The sequence below is a fragment of the Lactonifactor longoviformis DSM 17459 genome, assembly GCF_900129135.1.
In the GTDB taxonomy this organism is placed as follows: Bacteria; Bacillota; Clostridia; order Lachnospirales; family Lachnospiraceae; genus Lactonifactor; species Lactonifactor longoviformis.
The window spans coordinates 89971-107230 of the sequence record NZ_FQVI01000006.1; the positions used below are offsets into that span (position 1 = coordinate 89971).

Below are 17260 nucleotides of genomic sequence, written 5' to 3' on the forward strand. Positions count from 1 at the left end.
ATATTTATTTATTTCGCAGCTTTTGCTTTTTTGCTGCGATATAAAAACGGGATAAATTCCTTGCCTGTGCCCTTATAGAAACGGCTGAATAATTCATAATATTCAAGACGAAGTACCTGAATACCAACGATCAGACCTTCCATACCGCAGACAATGATGTTGCCTATTACTACAACAATCCAGTTGGGACTGCCTGCTTCGGCCCCTGCCAGCATGAGGACAACCTCCATCATAGCGGCGTGGCTTACTGCAAATGCTCCGATACGCACAAAGGAAAGGGTATTGGAGAAGTAGCTGAGAAGAACTTCAAAAAGCTCGAAGAAGGATTGGGCGATAAACATACCCTTCTCATCCGGAAATATCTTACTTTTCTTTTCCACCAGCCTGGTTAAAGGCTCTTTCATTGCAATGACCAACAGAGGGACAACAAACATTATCACCAGAACAATGGCTCCCGGAAGCTTATTCCCCGTGAGGAATAACCCTATGGTAAGTATAATTGCGGCGTAAAACACCAGACCTGCCACCGCGTTGGTGTCAAACCAGATGTTCTCTGTATCTCTTGCCTTGATACCGTTTATAATATGGAAGATCATGGTCACCACTACCAGGAACATACCAAAGGCAATCGCCACCACGAAAACAGTATTCAGATTCCCGATGAGAGGGAGCTGGGTCATGCTTTTTACCGGGCGGAGCCAGACTGCAGGGATTAGATCTTCAAAACCAAAGACGCTTCCGAACATGAAACCAAAAAAGGTTGAGAAGATTCCGGCAGTGCCTATAATGGCAGCCAGGTTCAATTTCTTGAATTTGTAAAGCAGAAAGCCTCCGGCTACAAGGCAGAGGCCCTGACCGGCATCCCCGAACATAGCGCCGAAGATAAAGGCATAGGTAACAGCTACAAATATAGTCGGATCGATTTCATTGTATGCCGGCAGTCCGTACATCCTTACAAACATCTCGAAAGGACGGAACGGTCTGGGATTCTTTAGCTTAGTAGGCGGCTGGCAGTGAATGTTGTTCTGATCATCTTCAATAATACAGAAGAGATTCATATCATTCTCAATTTCTTTCTGGAACGCCTCCGCATCATTTTCAGCCATCCACCCGCACAGGATATAGAAGGTATCCAGATCCGCTGCCGTGCAGGCAGCTACCTTGCGGACGTCAAAGTTTGTAGAGAGAGCTGCCAGGCGGTCCTGGGCGGAAACCAGGCGGATTGCTTCTTTTTGAAGAACCTGGGTAATTTCCATCTTGCAGGACTGAATCTCTTCTAATATCTCCTGGTATTTCCCGTCCAGTGCTTTGTAAGCCTGAGAGGGAGTACCCTGATAGTGATCCGGGATAAATACCTTTTCAAAGTGCATGGAAGAGAATACCGCATCTACTTTGGCAATGGTGGTACGGGGAGCAAAGTACACGCCCCATACGTACTCGTCATCTGAATGGCAGGGATAAAACACTGCATCCAGGTTTTCATAAACATAATTTTCAAAATTCGAATAGAATTCTTTTCCGATCTTTCCAAACCGGGACTGTACAAAGTTGAAGTGAATCACCGAAGAAATATCACAGGGGAGTTCCTGGAAGGGTTCAATCCTCTCCATGGAGGCCTCCAGAGCACTCCTTTTTTCTTCCAGCGCAGCCCTTTTGCTGTTCAGGCCGCTTAGTTTTTCTTCCATATCCTGTACCAGCTTAATGGCATCTTCAACGCTGATGTCTTCAATTGGAATATCGTCTGTATTACCTAAAAGCTCGGTGAATCCAGTCGCCTTATTCAGTGCTTCCCTGTAGGGATTTATCTGTATATAAGGGGTGAGATGCTGTACCTGGGTTAGCTGAGCCAGGGCATTCTCAAGATGGATTTCATATTTGGCCAGGTATTTATTTACCACTCGGTCAATGTCTTCCTTAGGGCCGGTAATACTTAAAAACTTCATTTTTACAATCACGTGCATTACCTCCAGGGTTTTTTAGTTTTTCATTATGTGTTCCATGGTTTCCTGAGGGGGAACACCATACCTTACACATTCCACAGCAGTAGTTAGCCGGTCTACCTCATGTTCTTTGTGATACAGGTATGAATAGATGATAGCCACAGAGTGGGGATTCCTGCGGGCTTCCACTTCCAAAATGGAGCGGAGCACATAATTGTACTCATTTTCCAGATTCTCAGGTGTCATATCATCTAAGGTTCTTCCATAGTATGTCTGCGCCAGCAGCTTGCCGAATTCGTCCATATCATTTGCCTCTACCAGGGCCGTAATCTCTTCTTTGTGAAGTTTGAACCGCACTGGGATCAGCAGTGCATAGATTTCGGCATGTGACATTTGATAATACTTTTTGGACCTGTAAATCCACGAAAGATTCAGCATGTCGAATTTGCGGCCGTACGCCTGAGTCATTTCTTTTAAATCCACGCTTTTAAACAGCTTATCCTTCACCTTCCAGATCTGTGCAAAATAGTACTGATCCAGGGCCATTCCATAGTCGAACAGCAGCGGCTGTTCTTTTGGGGAGTTCAGTATGCGGCTTAAGGGGGCATAATACTCAGTGTCCTTTAAGTTATTAATGAATTCTTCGATGGTGCCGGAAGCAGTGAGCTTGGAAATGTTCAGCTGTGAATGGCGGTCAAAAAATTCCTTAAAGATTGACAGGTCTAATGTTGCCTCCCTGTGATCAAAAATCTTACGAAGACAATCTTTCATAATTGAGATCTCATAGCGTTTAAAGTAAAGTGCCAGAAAGGTTCTCTGCTTTGGATTAGAAAAATGATAAATCCTTGTAAAGTTCTGGTAGATGGTATGGGTCAGCAGGTGTTCGATTTCCCCCCGGTGAAGTGTGTTCTCGTCAAGATCAGCCCACAGTTTTTCAAATCCCGGCTGCTTCTTAAGGTAGGCCACTACCTGGGGAACGCTGGTCATCTGTGAGATCTCCTGGAACTGGGGGATGTCTATCAGACGGCGCTGCATAGCCCGAATCTTAGTGGATAACCCACTGTAGGATAATAAGCTTCCCATAATATCACATCCTTAATAGTTTATTGAATATTTCCTTGGAGATATCCTCATGGTTTTCCTCGAAAAATTCATCCAGCTTTTTCACCAGGGTGTCTGTACGCATCTTTAACCCTGCAAGTTCGGATTCCTTTTTCTCTTCCAGCTTCTTTCTAATGTTTTCCAATTCTTTCTGTGTCTGGGAATCGATTTGCGCATCATAGGCCTTTTGCTTTTCCTCCATCTCCGCTGCAAGGGCCTTCTTCTGGATGTTAACGTCTTCCATAATCTTCGACGCAGTAGATTCTATCTCGGATAATTTATTAATCACGTTTTCCATCTTTCTCCTCCTTCTTACATTTCTGCTAGACAATATAGTTACACTTGGCTGCCAGTTTTCTTCTTTTCTATATCATACACCTTTTTTTGAAAAAGGGAAGAGTCTTTATATAAAATTAATGTATTTTATTAATAAATATCGTAAGTGTTAACGTAAGAGGCAAATTATGCTGATTCTGTGGGCTAACCCTCGAAATTTGGCAGATTCGCTGCCGGAAATGCTTAAATTTGGTCTAAAATATACATTTCAGCTTCCCTAAACAGAAGATATATTGTACTATTAGGGTGTGCAAAAAACGTAGAAAGGGCAAAACGATAAATTTAACCCTCTCTCAGGGAGCGTTAAGATTTCGTAAATGTTTTTAGGAAGCTATGAGATTAAGAAATATTCCAGCTGCAAAAGATGAGATATCCAACAGCCCGTATGTGGTACATGGTGAAAAGGACTATAAAGGCCGATGGATGAATGTATTCGGCAACAGCAACCCTATCGCCCTTGAGGTAGGTATGGGAAAAGGCCGCTTTATCATGGATATGGCAGAACTTTATCCCGACTGGAACTTTGTGGGGATAGAGATGTATGACAGCGTTCTGCTTCGGGCCCTTCAGAAAATGGATGATAAGAACGCAAAGGGCTGTGTTCCGGGAAACCTCAGGTTCCTGCGCATGGATGCCAGGGAACTTCCGGAGGTATTTGCAAAGGATGAGGTTGCTAAAATTTACCTCAATTTTTCCGATCCCTGGCCCAAAGAACGCCACGCCAAACGCAGACTGACATCCCGCCAGTTTCTGGACCGGTATGTTAAGATATTATGCCCCGATGGGCTTGTAGAATTCAAGACAGATAATGGGCCCCTGTTTGAATTTTCGTTGGAGGAGATTCAGGCGTCGGGATGGGAATTAATGACTTGTACGTATGATCTTCATCATGATAGGAAACTGGCTGAGAGCAACATTATGACGGAGTATGAAGAAAAGTTTTCAGGAATGGGAAATCCTATACACAAGCTGATCGCCAGACCCTGAACGTGATTTTAGAATAAAATTTACATTTAAGGGAATGCTTTCATATTATAGTGTAAGAAGGCAGAAGCAGGAGACGTAAAGCTCTATGGCAAAAAGAAAGAAAGGCTTAGAAACTTCGCTGACCCAGTGGGCCTATCAGAATAAGAAGGCCGGAAGTAAGATGACGGATATTATGAAATCGCTGGAAGAGGTCCAGAAACTGCTGGGTGAAAAGAAGAAAGATAAGTAAATTGGATGAATATACATCCCCGACAAAGAAAGGAGAGCAGCTATGGTTAAAGTGTTAAATGAAGAGAACTTTGAGACAGAGGTGATGGGAGCAGGCAAGGCGGCGCTGGTAGATTTCTATGCAGACTGGTGCGGACCCTGCAAGATGATGGCTCCCGTAGTAGAAGAGCTTTCTGAGGAGTACAAAGAAAAGGCGGTATTCGGAAAGGTGAATGTGGATGAGAATCCCTCACTTGCTCAGAAATACGGTGTAATGTCCATTCCTACTTTTGTGATTCTCAAGGACGGTCAGGTGGCAGGAAAGGCCATGGGCGCAATTGACAAAAAGGAATTGGAAGAAAAGCTTGACGCAGTGCTTTAAAGCATTGCGTCTCTCTTTTTTCGGGGAGGATTTCGTTTAAATTTCATGTTTGTAAAAAAAATATGAAAAAAGTAAAAAATATGCTTGCATTTTTCGGGAGTTTCTATTATAATAAATTTTGCGCTGGTGAAGCAGCGTAAAAGAAATAAATCAAATAAGCGCGATTAGCTCAGCTGGCAGAGCACCTGACTCTTAATCAGGGTGTCCAGGGTTCGAACCCCTGATCGCGCATTTAAGGCACTGTTTTTGCAGACGTAGAGCTGCGGGGACGGTGTTTTTTATGTTTACGGGAGATATATGGGCGGGATAGGGTATCAGCTTTTCAGGATAAAATCCCTTTAGAAAAATCATTTTTTGATTCTTGATCATACAGCCAGGGCCTGAAAGTTTCAAGCCCTGGTTTTTTGTAATGGTATCCAGAGGTAGGAACGGTTTTTAACAATGAATTTCTCTAATAGATATCATCATCCTCCATATCCAGCTCTTTTTTCTTACCCATCACCAGGTAAACTCCAAGGGCTACCAGGCCGACAGCAATAATTGTTTTGGGCAGATAATTGCTGATACCATTGAGAATGTCGATAATAAAAGCGGGCATAAAACTATAGAAGATGGAGCGCATAATGTTCCACAGCATGGAAGCACCCATAAGTATAAGTACAAGGGAGACAAATCCCTGATATTTTCTGAGAAAGCCTTCTTTATCTCTCAGAAGCTCATCCAGATGGAACAGATAAGTATCTTCCAGGGAGTAAAATTCCTCTTCGGAGAGGGATGCCAGATTATGGACATTAAAGAAGCTGTAAAACCACAGCACCGGGATGGCAAGCATCAATATGCCTATATTCAGTGTTGTGGAGAGTGCGATAATCCCCCAGAAAACACCCATAATACTGATTCCCTGCCTGCGGAAGCCCATATATAATTCCCCCGCTCCTGGGATAAGAGAGAAGATAAAGAGCCAAAAGCCACGTTTTTGTTTAGTCATTGTAGTTACCTCCATTTATAATTTTATTTGTAATATCCTGCAGCCAATCGGACATCTGACTGCCTTTTTCCTGAATTCGCCCGGGCATCTGTGAGGTGATGCCAGGGGACTCCTCCCGGGAAATGGAAGGAATCAGATCAAATCGGCTCACTGCCAGGAGAATCAGCAGAGCACCTATGACGCCTGCGGCTGTTTTCAGACTGTAGTATAGCAGCTGAAGCTGCTTCGTAGTCTCTTTCACCTGGACGGCAGCCTGTATATCCGGGCGGTGCACCCGGTCTTTAATCTGCTCTTTCAGATAGGCGGGAGCCTGAACCATCGGGGTACTTTTCTCCAGTGCGGCCAGAGTTTCCCGGCAATATTCACAGGTATCCAGATGTTCTAATACCTGCAGCAGTTCATCGGCGTTCAGTGTGCCGTTTAGAAAATTCTGCAGGGACTTTTCCTTTATATGCATCTAACCGCTCCTTTCCACAAGTTTTTTCAGCATCCCTTTGGCACGGTAGAGCTGAGTTTGAATGGTTTTAAGGTTCTTTCCGGTTTTATCCGCAATTTCTTTAGGTGAAAGCTCGTGACAGAAATGCTCTGTGGCAATTTCCCGATACGGGCTTTTCAGCTGTCCGCACAGATTCTGTACCTTAAGGCTGGATTCTGCAAGAAGATACTGCGCTTCCGGGGAGCCTTCCTTGTCTGCTATACCGGTGAAATAAGAGTCTTCAGCCGGAATCATGCGCCTGGCGGCCTGCTTCCGATAGTCCAGGCATTTATGCACCGCTATTTTGCTGAGCCAGGCCCTTTCATGAGCACCGTCAAAGGATGAAAGGCTTTTGTAGGCGGCTAGAAACACATCCTGAGTCAAATCTTCGGCATCAAATGGATTTCCTGCGGATTGAAGACATATGGAGTAAATGAGATTCTGGTAATTGTCTATCAGATGTTCGAAATATTCTTCCCGGTTGATGTGATCCGCCTCCTCTGCAGGTATTTGTAAGCCTGTGTTTTAACTCACCTATATACTATAACGAGTCAAAGGTGAGAAAGTCTTCAGTTTTTATATATTTTATTTAATTTTTCTTTCTCTCTGTGATTGCAGTAGAAAATCTATGATACAATAGAACAGACAGAAAGTAAAGGAACAGAGGATGGAGGATTAGGATATGAGATACGGATGTTGTCTTAGCATGGTAGCAGAAGGTCCTGATAAAACGGGCAGGGAGTTTATCAAAGAGGCGGCCCGAATCGGTTACGATTATATAGAACTGCCTCTGTCGGGCCTGGGCAGTTTGTCAGAGGATGCATTTCATGAATTAAAGAAACAGATAAAAGACGCAGGGATCACATGTGAAGCCTGTAATAACTTTTTTCCTGCTGACATGCCCCTCGTAGGTCCGCGCAGGAAGGAAGAGGAGATTCTGAAGTATACGGAACTCGTTTTGGACAGGGCAGAGAGATTAGGTGCGGAGTATGTGGGATTAGGGAGCGGTGCGTCAAGGAACGTACCCCAGGGTGTACCATTGGATGAGGGATACCGGCAGCTTGCAGGACTGATGAGGCAGCTGGGGAGAATAGCGGAGAAAAAGGGGATTACGATTCTAATTGAGCCTCTGAGAAAAGAAGAATGTAACTTAATCCATACCCTTACGGAGGCAAGGCAGCTGGCAGAGGACACAGGCAGCAGGAATGTAAAGATTCTGGTGGATTATTATCATTTTTGTACAGAGAAAGAGCCCGCAGATCATATCACCGGGCAGACTACAGACATGCTCCGCCATGTACATTTTGCCCGGCCGGATAACAGATATTATCCTACAGGGGAGGAGCACTGCAGTTATAAAGAGTTTTTTCATGCACTGAAGTCCATCGGATATGACAGCAGAATCAGCTTTGAGGCATATGCCAATAATTTTAGCAGGGACGCAGAGGCGGCTCTCGGTCTAATCAAAGCGAGTGTGGGTTGAGACAGAAGAGACCTGTATCCGGAGATAATCACCCGGATACAGGTCTCTTTAATGTTATAAACTTTTCACATAGTCAGCTACTTTTTTATCATACCCCTGGATATGATTTACCAGCCAGTCTGAAACATTTCTTTTAACAGCAGCCACAAATGCATCTGTAGGTCCTTCTTCTTCCTGAAGCATATCCTTCAGATCTTCTACAGCCTTGGCAAACTCTTCATGCTGCTTTTTATGAGAGTCATAATCCGGGTAGTCAGTCTCCTTCTGAAGCTTTTCCTCCGCATCAAAATGGAATACCGTATAGTCCATCAGAAAATCAAGTGTCTGGATGGCAACATTTTTCTCTTTATTCGTCTCACAGCTGGCAACAAGCTTATTCACACGATCAATCAGCTCTTTATGCTGTGTATCTATCATATTGTTTCCGGTTACCAGACTCTCGTCGAATATAATGCTCATTTCAATTCCTCCTTTAAATTGGGATGCTTAATTATTTCACATCACTGATGTCCTTATTATATACTGTTTTAGTCCTGCTTTCCACAGGAAGTTGAAAAATTTTATCAGAAATAATGGTGGGCGGGGGCAAAGTTTGTGAAAATTTATGTTTGACAAAATTTAAACAGATTGCTACCATATAGAATAAGGGACAGGGCAAGTTGAATTTGGGACAGGCCGCCCTGATTTTGGGACGTGTTCTTTCTAGAAAGAACACGTCCCCCTTTTAAAAAGGAGGTACCATATGAGTAAAATTGATGAGGTAAGAAAAGAAATGGTTACGGCTATGAAGTCGGGGGACAAGGGCAGAAAGGATGCTCTGTCTATGCTGCTGTCTGCGCTGAAGAATAAGGCCATTGATAAAAGGGAAGATCTGACGGAAGCGGAGGAGAATGAAGTTGTCTTAAAGGAGATTAAGCAGACAAAGGAGACGCTGGAGATGACCCCGGAAGACAGGGGGGACATTATTGAGGAATGCAGGCTGAGGATTGCTGTCTATGAGGAGTTTGCGCCTAAGATGATGGGGGAAGAGGAAATTAAGGCTGTGATTGGGGAAGTTCTGTCCGGCCTGGGAATTGAAGCTCCCACAGCTAAGGATAAAGGCAGGATTATGAAGGAACTGATGCCGAAGGTGAAGGGAAAAGCTGACGGTAAGGCTGTCAATCAGGTATTGGCAGGGATGATGAAGAGTTAGGAGAGACAAATGGCGGGTCGGATCCCATGGGGGATCGGACTCGCCTGCTTTGATCTGAGGAAAAGGGGGTCTGAAACTAATTAATTGGGGAAAACTATAGTTATATTTGTTCTGATGGAAAGGAAGTATGACGATGAAGACAGACAGCTTTTTAACGGAATACCTGGGAAACATTATTCCCTGCACATTTGTGCTGAAGACAGATGAGGAGACGACTACGGTCGGCAAAGGTACACCGGAATTCACAGTAACTCTGAATAAACCTCTTAGTAAGAAGGAATTATTAACCAGCACATCTCTGGCGCTGGGAGAGGCTTACATGCATAAGGATCTGGAAGTGGACGGGGATCTCTATGAGGTTTTGGATAAGTTTATGGGACAGATGGGCAAATTTACAACCAATAAGTCCGTACTGCACAAGCTTCTCTTTACCTCCAGCAGTAAGAAAAATCAGGCGAAGGAAGTGACCAGCCATTATGACATAGGAAATGATTTTTATAAGCTGTGGCTGGACGAGACTATGAGCTACTCCTGCGGGTATTTTAAGGAGGCGTCTGATACTCTGTATGAGGCACAGGTGAATAAGGTACACCATATTCTGGATAAGCTGCAGCTTCAGGAAGGGCAGACACTGCTGGATATCGGCTGCGGCTGGGGATTTCTCTTAATGGAGGCAGTGAAAAAGTATAAGGTAAAGGGCGTGGGTATTACCCTGAGTACCGAACAGGCGAAGGAATTTGAGGAGCGGGCGAGGAAGGCAGGAATGGAAGATTCCCTGGAGGTGAAGGTTATGGACTACAGGGATTTGGAGAAAAGCGGTATGGCCTTTGACCGGGCAGTAAGTGTGGGAATGATTGAGCATGTGGGCAGAGACAATTACCAGACCTTTATGAAGAATGTAGACGCAGTTCTGAAACCCCAGGGGCTCTTTCTTCTGCACTGCATTACCGCACAGAAAGAGCACCCCGGAGACCCCTGGATCCGCAAATATATCTTCCCGGGCGGAACGGTGCCAAGCCTTCGGGAGCTTGTAAATCTTCTTCCGGACTATAATTTTTATACCCTGGATATCGAAAGCCTGAGACGCCATTATAACAGGACTCTTCTCTGCTGGAGGGATAATTTTACGGCCCGCAGGGAGGAGATCATGGATATGATGGGGGAGGAATTCACAAGAATGTGGGAACTTTATCTGGATTCCTGCGCAGCAACCTTCCACAACGGAATCATAGACCTCCACCAGATCCTTGTCTCAAAAGGGGTGAATAACGATCTCCCTATGCGCCGGGTAGTATAGGAAACCTATGCCCGGCGGGGACCGTTGACAATTCCCGTCCCGGTATTCTATAATCAGACTATCAATGGGAAGGGAGAGTTCAGGTGAAGAAAACAATACTGCTTCTGGAGGATGATAAGAATCTGAACCGTGGGATTACAATGCGGCTGGAAAAGGAAGGGTACCACGTTCTTTCTGCGTTTGGCGTATCCCAGGCGGAAGCGCTGATGGAACAGAACAAGGTCCAGCTGATTATCAGCGATATTACCCTGGAAGACGGGAACGGCATTGATTTTTGCTGCAGACTAAGGGAAACCAGCGGTGTGCATCTTATCTTTCTGACCGCTCTGGACCAGGAGATGGATATTGTAAACGGCTATGACGCCGGGGCGGATGATTATATGACCAAGCCCTTCAGCCTCATGGTGCTCGTCTCCAAGGTACATGCGCTGATGAAGCGGGTGGAGATGGCAGAGACTGTTTATCTGAACAGCGGAGATATCCGCGTATCTCTTCAGAAAATGAAGGCGTGGAGGGGAGAGGAGCAGATCCCCTTAAGCAAAAAGGAAATGCAGCTTCTGATATTCTTCCTGGAGAATCCCAAACAGATTCTGTCCAGAGAACAGATCACGGAGGCTGTCTGGGATGTTGACGGGCAGTTTGTAGATGACAATACAGTACCCGTTAACATCAGCCGCCTCAAGGGAAAACTGGAAGACGATGCCATACAGAATGTAAGGGGAATGGGATATATATGGACAAAAGAAGTCATAAAAGAGTAGTTCTGTTTATAGGGCTGCTCTTTCTTATACTGTTGGGAGGGGCACTGGCTGCCGTTCGGTGGATAGATACGGTACATACAGAGGAACTGGAGATGCTGGGGCAGTGTATTCTGCTGAAACCAGGGACAGAAGGAGAATATACAGCCGCTTTTCTGGGGAAAAATAGTGTGGATAGGGAGCGCGCCTTACGCACGGGCCGGGAGGCACGGGATAAGTATGGATATACAGAAAGATTCCGGACGTTTTCCCCGTCCCTCGCCGCCTTTTTACCGGTGCTGATCAGTTTTATGCTGTTCTGTACCCTTTTGACAGGGTTTCTTATCTTTTACCAGCAAAAGAAAAGACATCTGGCCGACATTAAAATCTTTGATCTGGAGGATAAGCTGGCTGAAATGGGAGAAGAAAATCAGATACTGCGGGAGAGAATGGCCAGGGAAGAGGCAAAAACCAAGACGCTGGTAACTGATATTTCCCATCAGCTGAAAACCCCGCTGGCATCCCTGAAGATGTGCTATGAAATCGCAGACAGCGGAAGCTTTACAGAAGAGGAGCAGCAGACGTTTCTAAGGCAGGGAATACATGAGGTGAACAAGCTGGAGAATCTGACCAAAGCACTTGTCCAGATCTCCCGTCTGGAGACTAACATGATCCGGGTGGAGGGGAAAATGGAAAGCCTGAAAAAAACCATCCGGGGTGCGGTTAACAGTGTTTATATGAAGGCATTTGAAAAGAATATTACAATCTCTGTGGACGAATTTGAAGACGAGAAGATTTTTCAGGACCCCAAATGGACCCAGGAAGCACTGGTTAATGTTCTGGATAATGCGGTAAAGTATTCCCCGCCGGGAACAGAAGTGGAGCTTCGGGTGTCCTCAATGGTCAGCTGCTGCCTGATTGAAATTGAAGATCAGGGCATAGGGATCCCAAAAGAAGAGATGCATCAGGTGTTTCAGCGGTTTTACCGGGGAGACCGTACTGAGGTGCAGGACACGGAGGGGTCCGGGGTGGGCCTGTACCTGACAAGAAAGATCCTGGAGGATCTGGGGGGAAGCATCCGCATCAGGAAAGGAAAAAGGGGAAGCATCTTCCAGATTTCCCTTCCCAAAACCCCGTACAGAGCACAGAAGTAAAGTTCCGGTGCAGGTCCGGCTTGCCGGACTCTTATCTTACAATTCTGTTATTTTTCCCGATATGTTGTTGTAAGAATCACAGAGTAATATGAAGAGAGAATAACAGAAAAGGAGAATTGTTTATGGGTGCAATGTTATTGGAAACAGTTGATTTGTGTAAATATTACGGCAGCGGAGATAATCTGGTGAAGGCCATTGACCATACCACAATGGATATACAGAGAGGGGAATTCACAGCCATAGTAGGCCGCTCCGGTTCCGGCAAAAGCACGCTTCTGCATATGCTGGGCGCACTGGACCGCCCGGACAGCGGGAAGGTACTCATTGAGGGGAAGAATGTATTTCACCTGAAAGATGAACAGCTGGCAGTCTTCCGGAGGAGGAAAATCGGATTTATATTTCAGAACTATAACCTGATCCCTTCTCTGAACGTGTGGGAGAACATTGTACTGCCCATGGGGCTGGACAAGAAAAAGGCAGATAAAAGCTTTGTCCTGGATCTGGCAGAGCGCATCGGGATTGCGGATAAGCTCAAATCCCTTCCCAACACGCTGTCCGGCGGCCAGCAGCAGAGAGTCGCCATCGCCCGGGCACTGGCAGCCAAGCCTGCCATTATACTGGCGGATGAACCTACCGGGAATCTGGATTCTAAGACAGAGATGGAAGTCATTTCTCTTTTAAAGGCTTGTGTAAATGAATATGGTCAGACGTTAGTTATGATTACCCATGACGAGACCATAGCCCAGATGGCTGACCGGATTCTTGTCATTGAGGATGGTAAGGTGGTGAGCCAATGAATACAGTAAACAGAACCGCACTGTCCAATTTGAAGCAGAACAAGGGCAAAAATATGCTGACAGGGATCGCAATTTTCCTGACTACCATTCTGATTTTTGTAATTCCCACGGTTGGACTTGGAACAGTAGATACCCAGATGGCTGCCATCAATAAATATTATCCGACATTTCACGCCATGTTCCGGGATGTGGATCTTAAGACTATCGAGGAGCTGTCCTACCGGGGCGAGATAGAGACCATGGGACTCCGGCAGGATCCGGCTCAGATTCCGGTGCCGGATGGAGCAGGCATGATGGTTTATATGGATGATACGGCCCTGAAGCTGGGCAAGATGGAACTGGAGGCGGGGGAGTTTCCGAAAAGAGGAAATGAGATTGCTGTGTCACAGGGGCTTCTGGAGGCTTTAGGCATTACCGCGGGGATTGGAGATACGATTACACTGCCCTATCAGCCTGTCGAGCAGGGCGGACTTGGTTATGAGAAAAAGGGGGAATTTCTGATTACCGGACTGCTTCCGTCCTCAGAGGAACAAAAAGAGACAAAGATGTATTCCGCTCTGGTTTCCAAAGAGTTTATGGAACAGGAGCAGCCCGGGGAGTCCAGGAAATACAGAGTAATGTTCCGGATCCAGGGGGCAGATTCTATGACCAAGGATCAGATTGAGAACGTGTACGGGAAAGTCGCGGCAGAGCTGGGGATTCCGGAGGGAGACATTGCAGACAACAGCAGCTACCTGATGGCAAATTATGTGGATCCTGCATTCTACTCAGGAATCGTGGGTATCCTTCTAGTAGTGGTACTGGCCGGAATCATGACTATATACAGCATTTACTATATTTCTATGATTTATAAAGTACAGGAATACGGCAAGATAAAAGCCCTGGGAGCCACAAAGCGCCAGATACGCCAGATTGTGTTCCGGGAGGGAATGCTGGTAGCCTGTATTGCCGTTCCCGTGGGACTTTTGGCGGGAAGCATCGCTTCTAAACTGGGATTTAAATACCTGCTGAATGCGTTCGGGGAGGGAGATGCCCTGGGGGACATTACAAGACAGCTGGTAGAGTGTAACGAGGTTGCCATGCTGAAACCCTGGATTTATGTGGCTGCGGCAGGGATCACTCTTGTTACTGTAGCCCTTTCCCTCATACGTCCGATGCAGATTGCGTCTAAAATCTCCCCGGTAGAAGCCATGCGCTATGACGGAAGCATTAAAACCCGGAAAAAGGTGAGAAAGGGCCATGAAGAGATGAATCTGGTTCATCTCACGGGGGCCAATCTTTCCCGCAATAAGAAGCGGACGGTTATTACGATTATAACCTTAAGCCTGACAGGAATTCTGTTCATGGTAATTTCTACTGTTCTGTCCTGTGCGGACCCGGAAGAAATTGCACGTGACAGCATGTTCGATGAGTTTGTCCTGTCTGTTGACAGCAGCAACGGGGATAAAATGCACCCCGAGAAGGAGTGGTCGGTGATCAGCCAGAACAATCCTCTCAACGACCAATTAGAGAATTACATTATGAGTATTCCCGGGACAGAGAAGGTAACAAGGACCAGCTCCGCCGACGCAGATTTGAAGGAACTTATGGATGGTGACGAGTACTGGAAGACCGGAATCGTGGGTATCCCGGAGACATATGCGCGGGAGATGGAGAAAAGTATTGTAGAAGGCTCCTGCACCTATGAGGATTTGCTGCAGGGCGATAAAATCGTGATGGATCAGAAAATGCGGCACTGGGCGCCGGAATTTAAGGCAGGGGATACCATTCACATGATCCTGGAGGCGGGAGATAAGACGGTGGAAAAGGAATTTACCATCGCCGCGGTAGCAGATATGCCCAACGGGCTCAGCCATTATAATTCTTTTGTGCTGCCCAAAGCCGTGTTGGATGATATCTGCGGGCTTTCAATGGATTACTACTGGTCCATTGCTGCCGGGGATAAGGAAGTTAAGGCGGTGGAAGAACAGCTCCGTGCGGTCATTGGGGAGAATCAAAACCTTAAGATGAGAACCTTTGAGGAGGAGCTGGCGGAGAGAACGAAAAATTCGGGCTTTACATCACAGCTCTGCTATGTCTTTATGGCAGTTCTGGGCGGTGTGGGGATTATGAACCTTATTAACACTATGATAAACAGCATCTATGTGAGAAGAAGAGAGCTTGGGATTATGCAGGCCATAGGGCTTTCGGAACGCCAGCTGGTACGGATGCTGCAGATGGAAGGGGCTTTCTACACCGCAGGTACCCTTCTCCTCTCGCTGGGACTGGGAAATCTGCTGGGGTATCTGACTTTCCTCTATGGGAAGAAAGACGGACTGCTGGGAATTATCAGTTACCATTACCCGGCAGTACAGACCATAGTTCTTATTGCTGTGGTGCTTGTGATACAGCTATTGCTTACCTATCTTATTATGAAAAATTTCAGGAGACAAAGTATGATTGAAAGAATCCGTTTTTCGGAATAAAATATAGGTATAAAAGCTAACGTTAGGAGGTACATGATATGTATGGGATTCTGGTGGTTGAGGACGACGCAGGGCTGAATCGGGGGATATGTTTTACCCTGGAGAGAGAAGGCTATCAGGTCTGGGGCGCAGATTCTGTGAAACAGGCCTGCCGGCTGTACCGGGAAAAGCTGCCGGATCTCATAGTACTGGATCTGAATCTCCCGGACGGTGACGGCCTCAAGCTGTGCTGCCGCATCAGAAAAGAGTCACAGGTTCCCATTATCATGCTCACCGCCCGGGATATGGAAACGGATGAGATAATCGGTCTGGAGTCCGGAGCAGATGATTACATTAAGAAGCCATTTTCTCTTGCCGTGCTGAAGGTGCGGATACAGACCGCACTCAGAAAGCATCAGGGCGGGGAGAAGGAGAGTACGCTGTACTGCGGGGATCTTGCGCTGGACCCGCAGAGAGTGAAGGTGTTTAAAGGAGGAAAAGAGGTCTGTCTGACTACCCAGGAGTTCCGACTGCTGAAGTACTTTATGGAAAACAGAGAGCGGGTGCTTTTAAAAGAACAGATCATGGATATCCTATGGGATCAGAAAGGAAACTTTGTGGAAGAGAATACCCTGCCGGTAACCATATCGCGGCTCAGAAAAAAAATCGAGGATGATCCGGTAAATCCCTTCTATATTAAGACGGTTCACGGAATGGGGTATCTGTTCCACGGAGAGAAAGATTGAACGGGGGCGTATGGATGGGGATCTCACTGCTCCTTCTCCTGGCTGGGGGTATCCTCCTGGCAGGGTACAAAAGAAAACTGGAGAGGTCCTATGCAAAAACAGAAAAAGTTCTTCAGGATATCCTGAACCGGAAAACCGTAGATTACAGTGAGACACTGGGGGACACCAGGGAGGATAAGCTGGTGTCCCTCAGCGTGAAACTGTCCGGGCAGCTGCTGCATGCCAGCCGGGAGGCGGAAGAGGAAAAAGAGGCAGTAAAAGGTATGATTGGTGATATCTCCCACCAGCTGAAGACACCTCTTTCCAACATTAAAATGTGTACAGAGCTGCTGGAGGAACCCTCCTTAACAGAGGGAGAACGCCTGGAGTTTCTTCACCGTATCAGGGAGCAGACGGAAAAGATACAGTGGCTTTTGTCCCAGCTGGTGAAGATTTCGCGTCTGGAGACAGGAGCTGTCTCCTTCACCCCCGCCTGGAATGGGCTGAAACAGACGGTTGCAGACAGTGTAGCCTCTGTATTTGCGGCAGCAGGCGAGAAACAGATTGAGATTCAGGTTCAGGAGTTTCCGGAGATACAGGTCTGGCATAACCGGAAATGGACGGTGGAAGCCCTGGGAAATATACTGGAGAATGCTGTAAAGTATTCTCCCAAAGGTTCGGCCATTGTGATAAGGGTAAATGTACTGGAGCTCTATGTGGATATAGAGATTCAGGATGAAGGCCCGGGAATCTCCCAGGATGAATATAATCTTATCTTTCAGAGATTTTACAGAGGAAAAAATGGGGAGAAAGTTCCTGGATCCGGCCTGGGCCTGTATCTGACCCAGCTGATTCTCTCCAAAGAAAAAGGGTATGCAGCCGTACAGTCCCAGCCGGGAACCGGGAGCTGCTTTCACGTGATGCTTCCTGTGGGTTTCTTACAGAATCGTCATAAAATTACTTCCTGATGTCATAAGGATGTAAGGTCCTTCTCTTATACTAAAGGCAGATAGAA

General features: G+C 46.3%; 19 protein-coding genes and 1 tRNA gene. 13 read left to right on the forward strand and 7 right to left on the reverse strand.

What is annotated here, in order from left to right; all coding sequences use genetic code 11:
* Positions 1–8: 8 nt before the first annotated feature.
* Genes BUA56_RS07860 through BUA56_RS07870 form a run of 3 tightly spaced genes read right to left on the reverse strand, consistent with a single transcriptional unit; the run spans position 9 to position 3339 of the window.
* Entirely contained in the window at positions 9–1955 is a 1947-nt protein-coding gene (locus BUA56_RS07860; RefSeq protein WP_072850616.1) for a V-type ATP synthase subunit I, read from the reverse strand.
* Positions 1956–1976: 21 nt separating this feature from the next.
* Positions 1977–3023: a V0D/AC39 family V-type ATPase subunit gene (locus BUA56_RS07865; protein WP_072850618.1), complete on the reverse strand. Its 1047-nt coding sequence runs from the start codon at positions 3021–3023 to the stop codon at positions 1977–1979.
* Positions 3024–3027: 4 nt separating this feature from the next.
* A complete protein-coding gene (locus BUA56_RS07870; protein WP_072850620.1) occupies positions 3028–3339 on the reverse strand; it encodes a hypothetical protein in 312 nt (103 codons plus the stop codon).
* 371 nt (positions 3340–3710) lie between these two features.
* Here BUA56_RS07870 and trmB point away from each other — a divergent pair, with 371 nt between their 5' ends.
* From trmB to BUA56_RS07885, 4 genes are all read left to right on the forward strand, one after another.
* On the forward strand, positions 3711–4364 hold the full coding sequence (gene trmB, locus BUA56_RS07875) for a tRNA (guanosine(46)-N7)-methyltransferase TrmB (protein ID WP_072850622.1): 654 nt from the start codon (positions 3711–3713) through the stop codon (positions 4362–4364).
* 85 nt (positions 4365–4449) lie between these two features.
* The gene (locus tag BUA56_RS22950; protein ID WP_158640992.1) at positions 4450–4593 is read left to right on the forward strand and encodes a hypothetical protein; all 144 of its coding nucleotides are present in this window, start codon (positions 4450–4452) and stop codon (positions 4591–4593) included.
* A 42-nt stretch (positions 4594–4635) separates the two neighbouring features.
* The gene (gene trxA / locus BUA56_RS07880; protein ID WP_072850624.1) at positions 4636–4953 is read left to right on the forward strand and encodes a thioredoxin; all 318 of its coding nucleotides are present in this window, start codon (positions 4636–4638) and stop codon (positions 4951–4953) included.
* 158 nt (positions 4954–5111) lie between these two features.
* Positions 5112–5184: transfer RNA gene (locus tag BUA56_RS07885), tRNA-Lys, on the forward strand.
* Between the two features lie 220 nt (positions 5185–5404).
* Here BUA56_RS07885 and BUA56_RS07890 read toward each other — a convergent pair.
* The 3 genes from BUA56_RS07890 to BUA56_RS07900 are packed head-to-tail and all read right to left on the reverse strand — an operon-like array spanning position 5405 to position 6875.
* Positions 5405–5941, reverse strand: coding sequence for a hypothetical protein (locus BUA56_RS07890; RefSeq protein WP_072850626.1), 537 nt, complete (start codon positions 5939–5941; stop codon positions 5405–5407).
* Positions 5934–6398, reverse strand: a complete 465-nt coding sequence (locus tag BUA56_RS07895; protein ID WP_072850627.1) for an anti-sigma factor family protein — start codon at positions 6396–6398, stop codon at positions 5934–5936. Before BUA56_RS07895 ends, BUA56_RS07890 begins: the two co-directional genes overlap by 8 nt.
* The gene (locus BUA56_RS07900) at positions 6399–6875 is read right to left on the reverse strand and encodes an RNA polymerase sigma factor (protein WP_341443406.1); all 477 of its coding nucleotides are present in this window, start codon (positions 6873–6875) and stop codon (positions 6399–6401) included.
* Between the two features lie 223 nt (positions 6876–7098).
* On the opposite strand from BUA56_RS07900, the gene BUA56_RS07905 reads away from it, so the two are divergent.
* On the forward strand, positions 7099–7899 hold the full coding sequence (locus BUA56_RS07905; protein WP_084067771.1) for a sugar phosphate isomerase/epimerase family protein: 801 nt from the start codon (positions 7099–7101) through the stop codon (positions 7897–7899).
* A gap of 54 nt (positions 7900–7953) precedes the next feature.
* Here BUA56_RS07905 and BUA56_RS07910 read toward each other — a convergent pair whose 3' ends face one another.
* Entirely contained in the window at positions 7954–8358 is a 405-nt protein-coding gene (locus tag BUA56_RS07910) for a bacteriohemerythrin (protein WP_072850633.1), read from the reverse strand.
* 283 nt (positions 8359–8641) lie between these two features.
* Between BUA56_RS07910 and BUA56_RS07915 the strand changes: the two genes are divergently transcribed.
* The 8 genes from BUA56_RS07915 (at position 8642) to BUA56_RS07950 (ending at position 17213) form a co-directional block, all read left to right on the forward strand.
* Positions 8642–9091 (forward strand): GatB/YqeY domain-containing protein, encoded by a 450-nt coding sequence (locus BUA56_RS07915; RefSeq protein WP_072850635.1) that lies wholly within the window; start codon positions 8642–8644, stop codon positions 9089–9091.
* Positions 9092–9218: 127 nt separating this feature from the next.
* On the forward strand, positions 9219–10388 hold the full coding sequence (locus tag BUA56_RS07920; protein ID WP_072850636.1) for an SAM-dependent methyltransferase: 1170 nt from the start codon (positions 9219–9221) through the stop codon (positions 10386–10388).
* An 83-nt stretch (positions 10389–10471) separates the two neighbouring features.
* Positions 10472–11149: a response regulator transcription factor gene (locus BUA56_RS07925; protein WP_072850638.1), complete on the forward strand. Its 678-nt coding sequence runs from the start codon at positions 10472–10474 to the stop codon at positions 11147–11149.
* Positions 11122–12279, forward strand: coding sequence for a sensor histidine kinase (locus tag BUA56_RS07930; RefSeq protein ID WP_072850640.1), 1158 nt, complete (start codon positions 11122–11124; stop codon positions 12277–12279). Before BUA56_RS07925 ends, BUA56_RS07930 begins: the two co-directional genes overlap by 28 nt.
* A gap of 122 nt (positions 12280–12401) precedes the next feature.
* On the forward strand, positions 12402–13076 hold the full coding sequence (locus BUA56_RS07935) for an ABC transporter ATP-binding protein (RefSeq protein ID WP_084067773.1): 675 nt from the start codon (positions 12402–12404) through the stop codon (positions 13074–13076).
* Entirely contained in the window at positions 13073–15541 is a 2469-nt protein-coding gene (locus BUA56_RS07940) for an ABC transporter permease (RefSeq protein WP_072850642.1), read from the forward strand. Before BUA56_RS07935 ends, BUA56_RS07940 begins: the two co-directional genes overlap by 4 nt.
* Before the next feature lie 38 nt (positions 15542–15579).
* Entirely contained in the window at positions 15580–16266 is a 687-nt protein-coding gene (locus BUA56_RS07945; RefSeq protein WP_072850644.1) for a response regulator transcription factor, read from the forward strand.
* A complete protein-coding gene (locus BUA56_RS07950) occupies positions 16263–17213 on the forward strand; it encodes a sensor histidine kinase (RefSeq protein ID WP_103710989.1) in 951 nt (316 codons plus the stop codon). The genes BUA56_RS07945 and BUA56_RS07950 overlap by 4 nt, the downstream gene beginning before the upstream one ends.
* The last annotated feature ends 47 nt before the right edge of the window (positions 17214–17260 follow it).

Coding starts and splice junctions, on each gene's coding strand:
- BUA56_RS07895 (WP_072850627.1), bottom strand. CDS start 6,398: ATGCATATAAAGGAAAAGTCCCTGCAGAATTTTCTAAACGGCACACTG.
- BUA56_RS07865 (WP_072850618.1), bottom strand. CDS start 3,023: ATGGGAAGCTTATTATCCTACAGTGGGTTATCCACTAAGATTCGGGCT.
- BUA56_RS07890 (WP_072850626.1), bottom strand. CDS start 5,941: ATGACTAAACAAAAACGTGGCTTTTGGCTCTTTATCTTCTCTCTTATC.
- trxA (WP_072850624.1), top strand. CDS start 4,636: ATGGTTAAAGTGTTAAATGAAGAGAACTTTGAGACAGAGGTGATGGGA.
- BUA56_RS07910 (WP_072850633.1), bottom strand. CDS start 8,358: ATGAGCATTATATTCGACGAGAGTCTGGTAACCGGAAACAATATGATA.
- BUA56_RS07940 (WP_072850642.1), top strand. CDS start 13,073: ATGAATACAGTAAACAGAACCGCACTGTCCAATTTGAAGCAGAACAAG.
- BUA56_RS07920 (WP_072850636.1), top strand. CDS start 9,219: ATGACGATGAAGACAGACAGCTTTTTAACGGAATACCTGGGAAACATT.
- BUA56_RS07930 (WP_072850640.1), top strand. CDS start 11,122: ATGGACAAAAGAAGTCATAAAAGAGTAGTTCTGTTTATAGGGCTGCTC.
- BUA56_RS07870 (WP_072850620.1), bottom strand. CDS start 3,339: ATGGAAAACGTGATTAATAAATTATCCGAGATAGAATCTACTGCGTCG.
- BUA56_RS22950 (WP_158640992.1), top strand. CDS start 4,450: ATGGCAAAAAGAAAGAAAGGCTTAGAAACTTCGCTGACCCAGTGGGCC.
- BUA56_RS07905 (WP_084067771.1), top strand. CDS start 7,099: ATGAGATACGGATGTTGTCTTAGCATGGTAGCAGAAGGTCCTGATAAA.
- BUA56_RS07945 (WP_072850644.1), top strand. CDS start 15,580: ATGTATGGGATTCTGGTGGTTGAGGACGACGCAGGGCTGAATCGGGGG.
- BUA56_RS07915 (WP_072850635.1), top strand. CDS start 8,642: ATGAGTAAAATTGATGAGGTAAGAAAAGAAATGGTTACGGCTATGAAG.
- BUA56_RS07935 (WP_084067773.1), top strand. CDS start 12,402: ATGGGTGCAATGTTATTGGAAACAGTTGATTTGTGTAAATATTACGGC.
- trmB (WP_072850622.1), top strand. CDS start 3,711: ATGAGATTAAGAAATATTCCAGCTGCAAAAGATGAGATATCCAACAGC.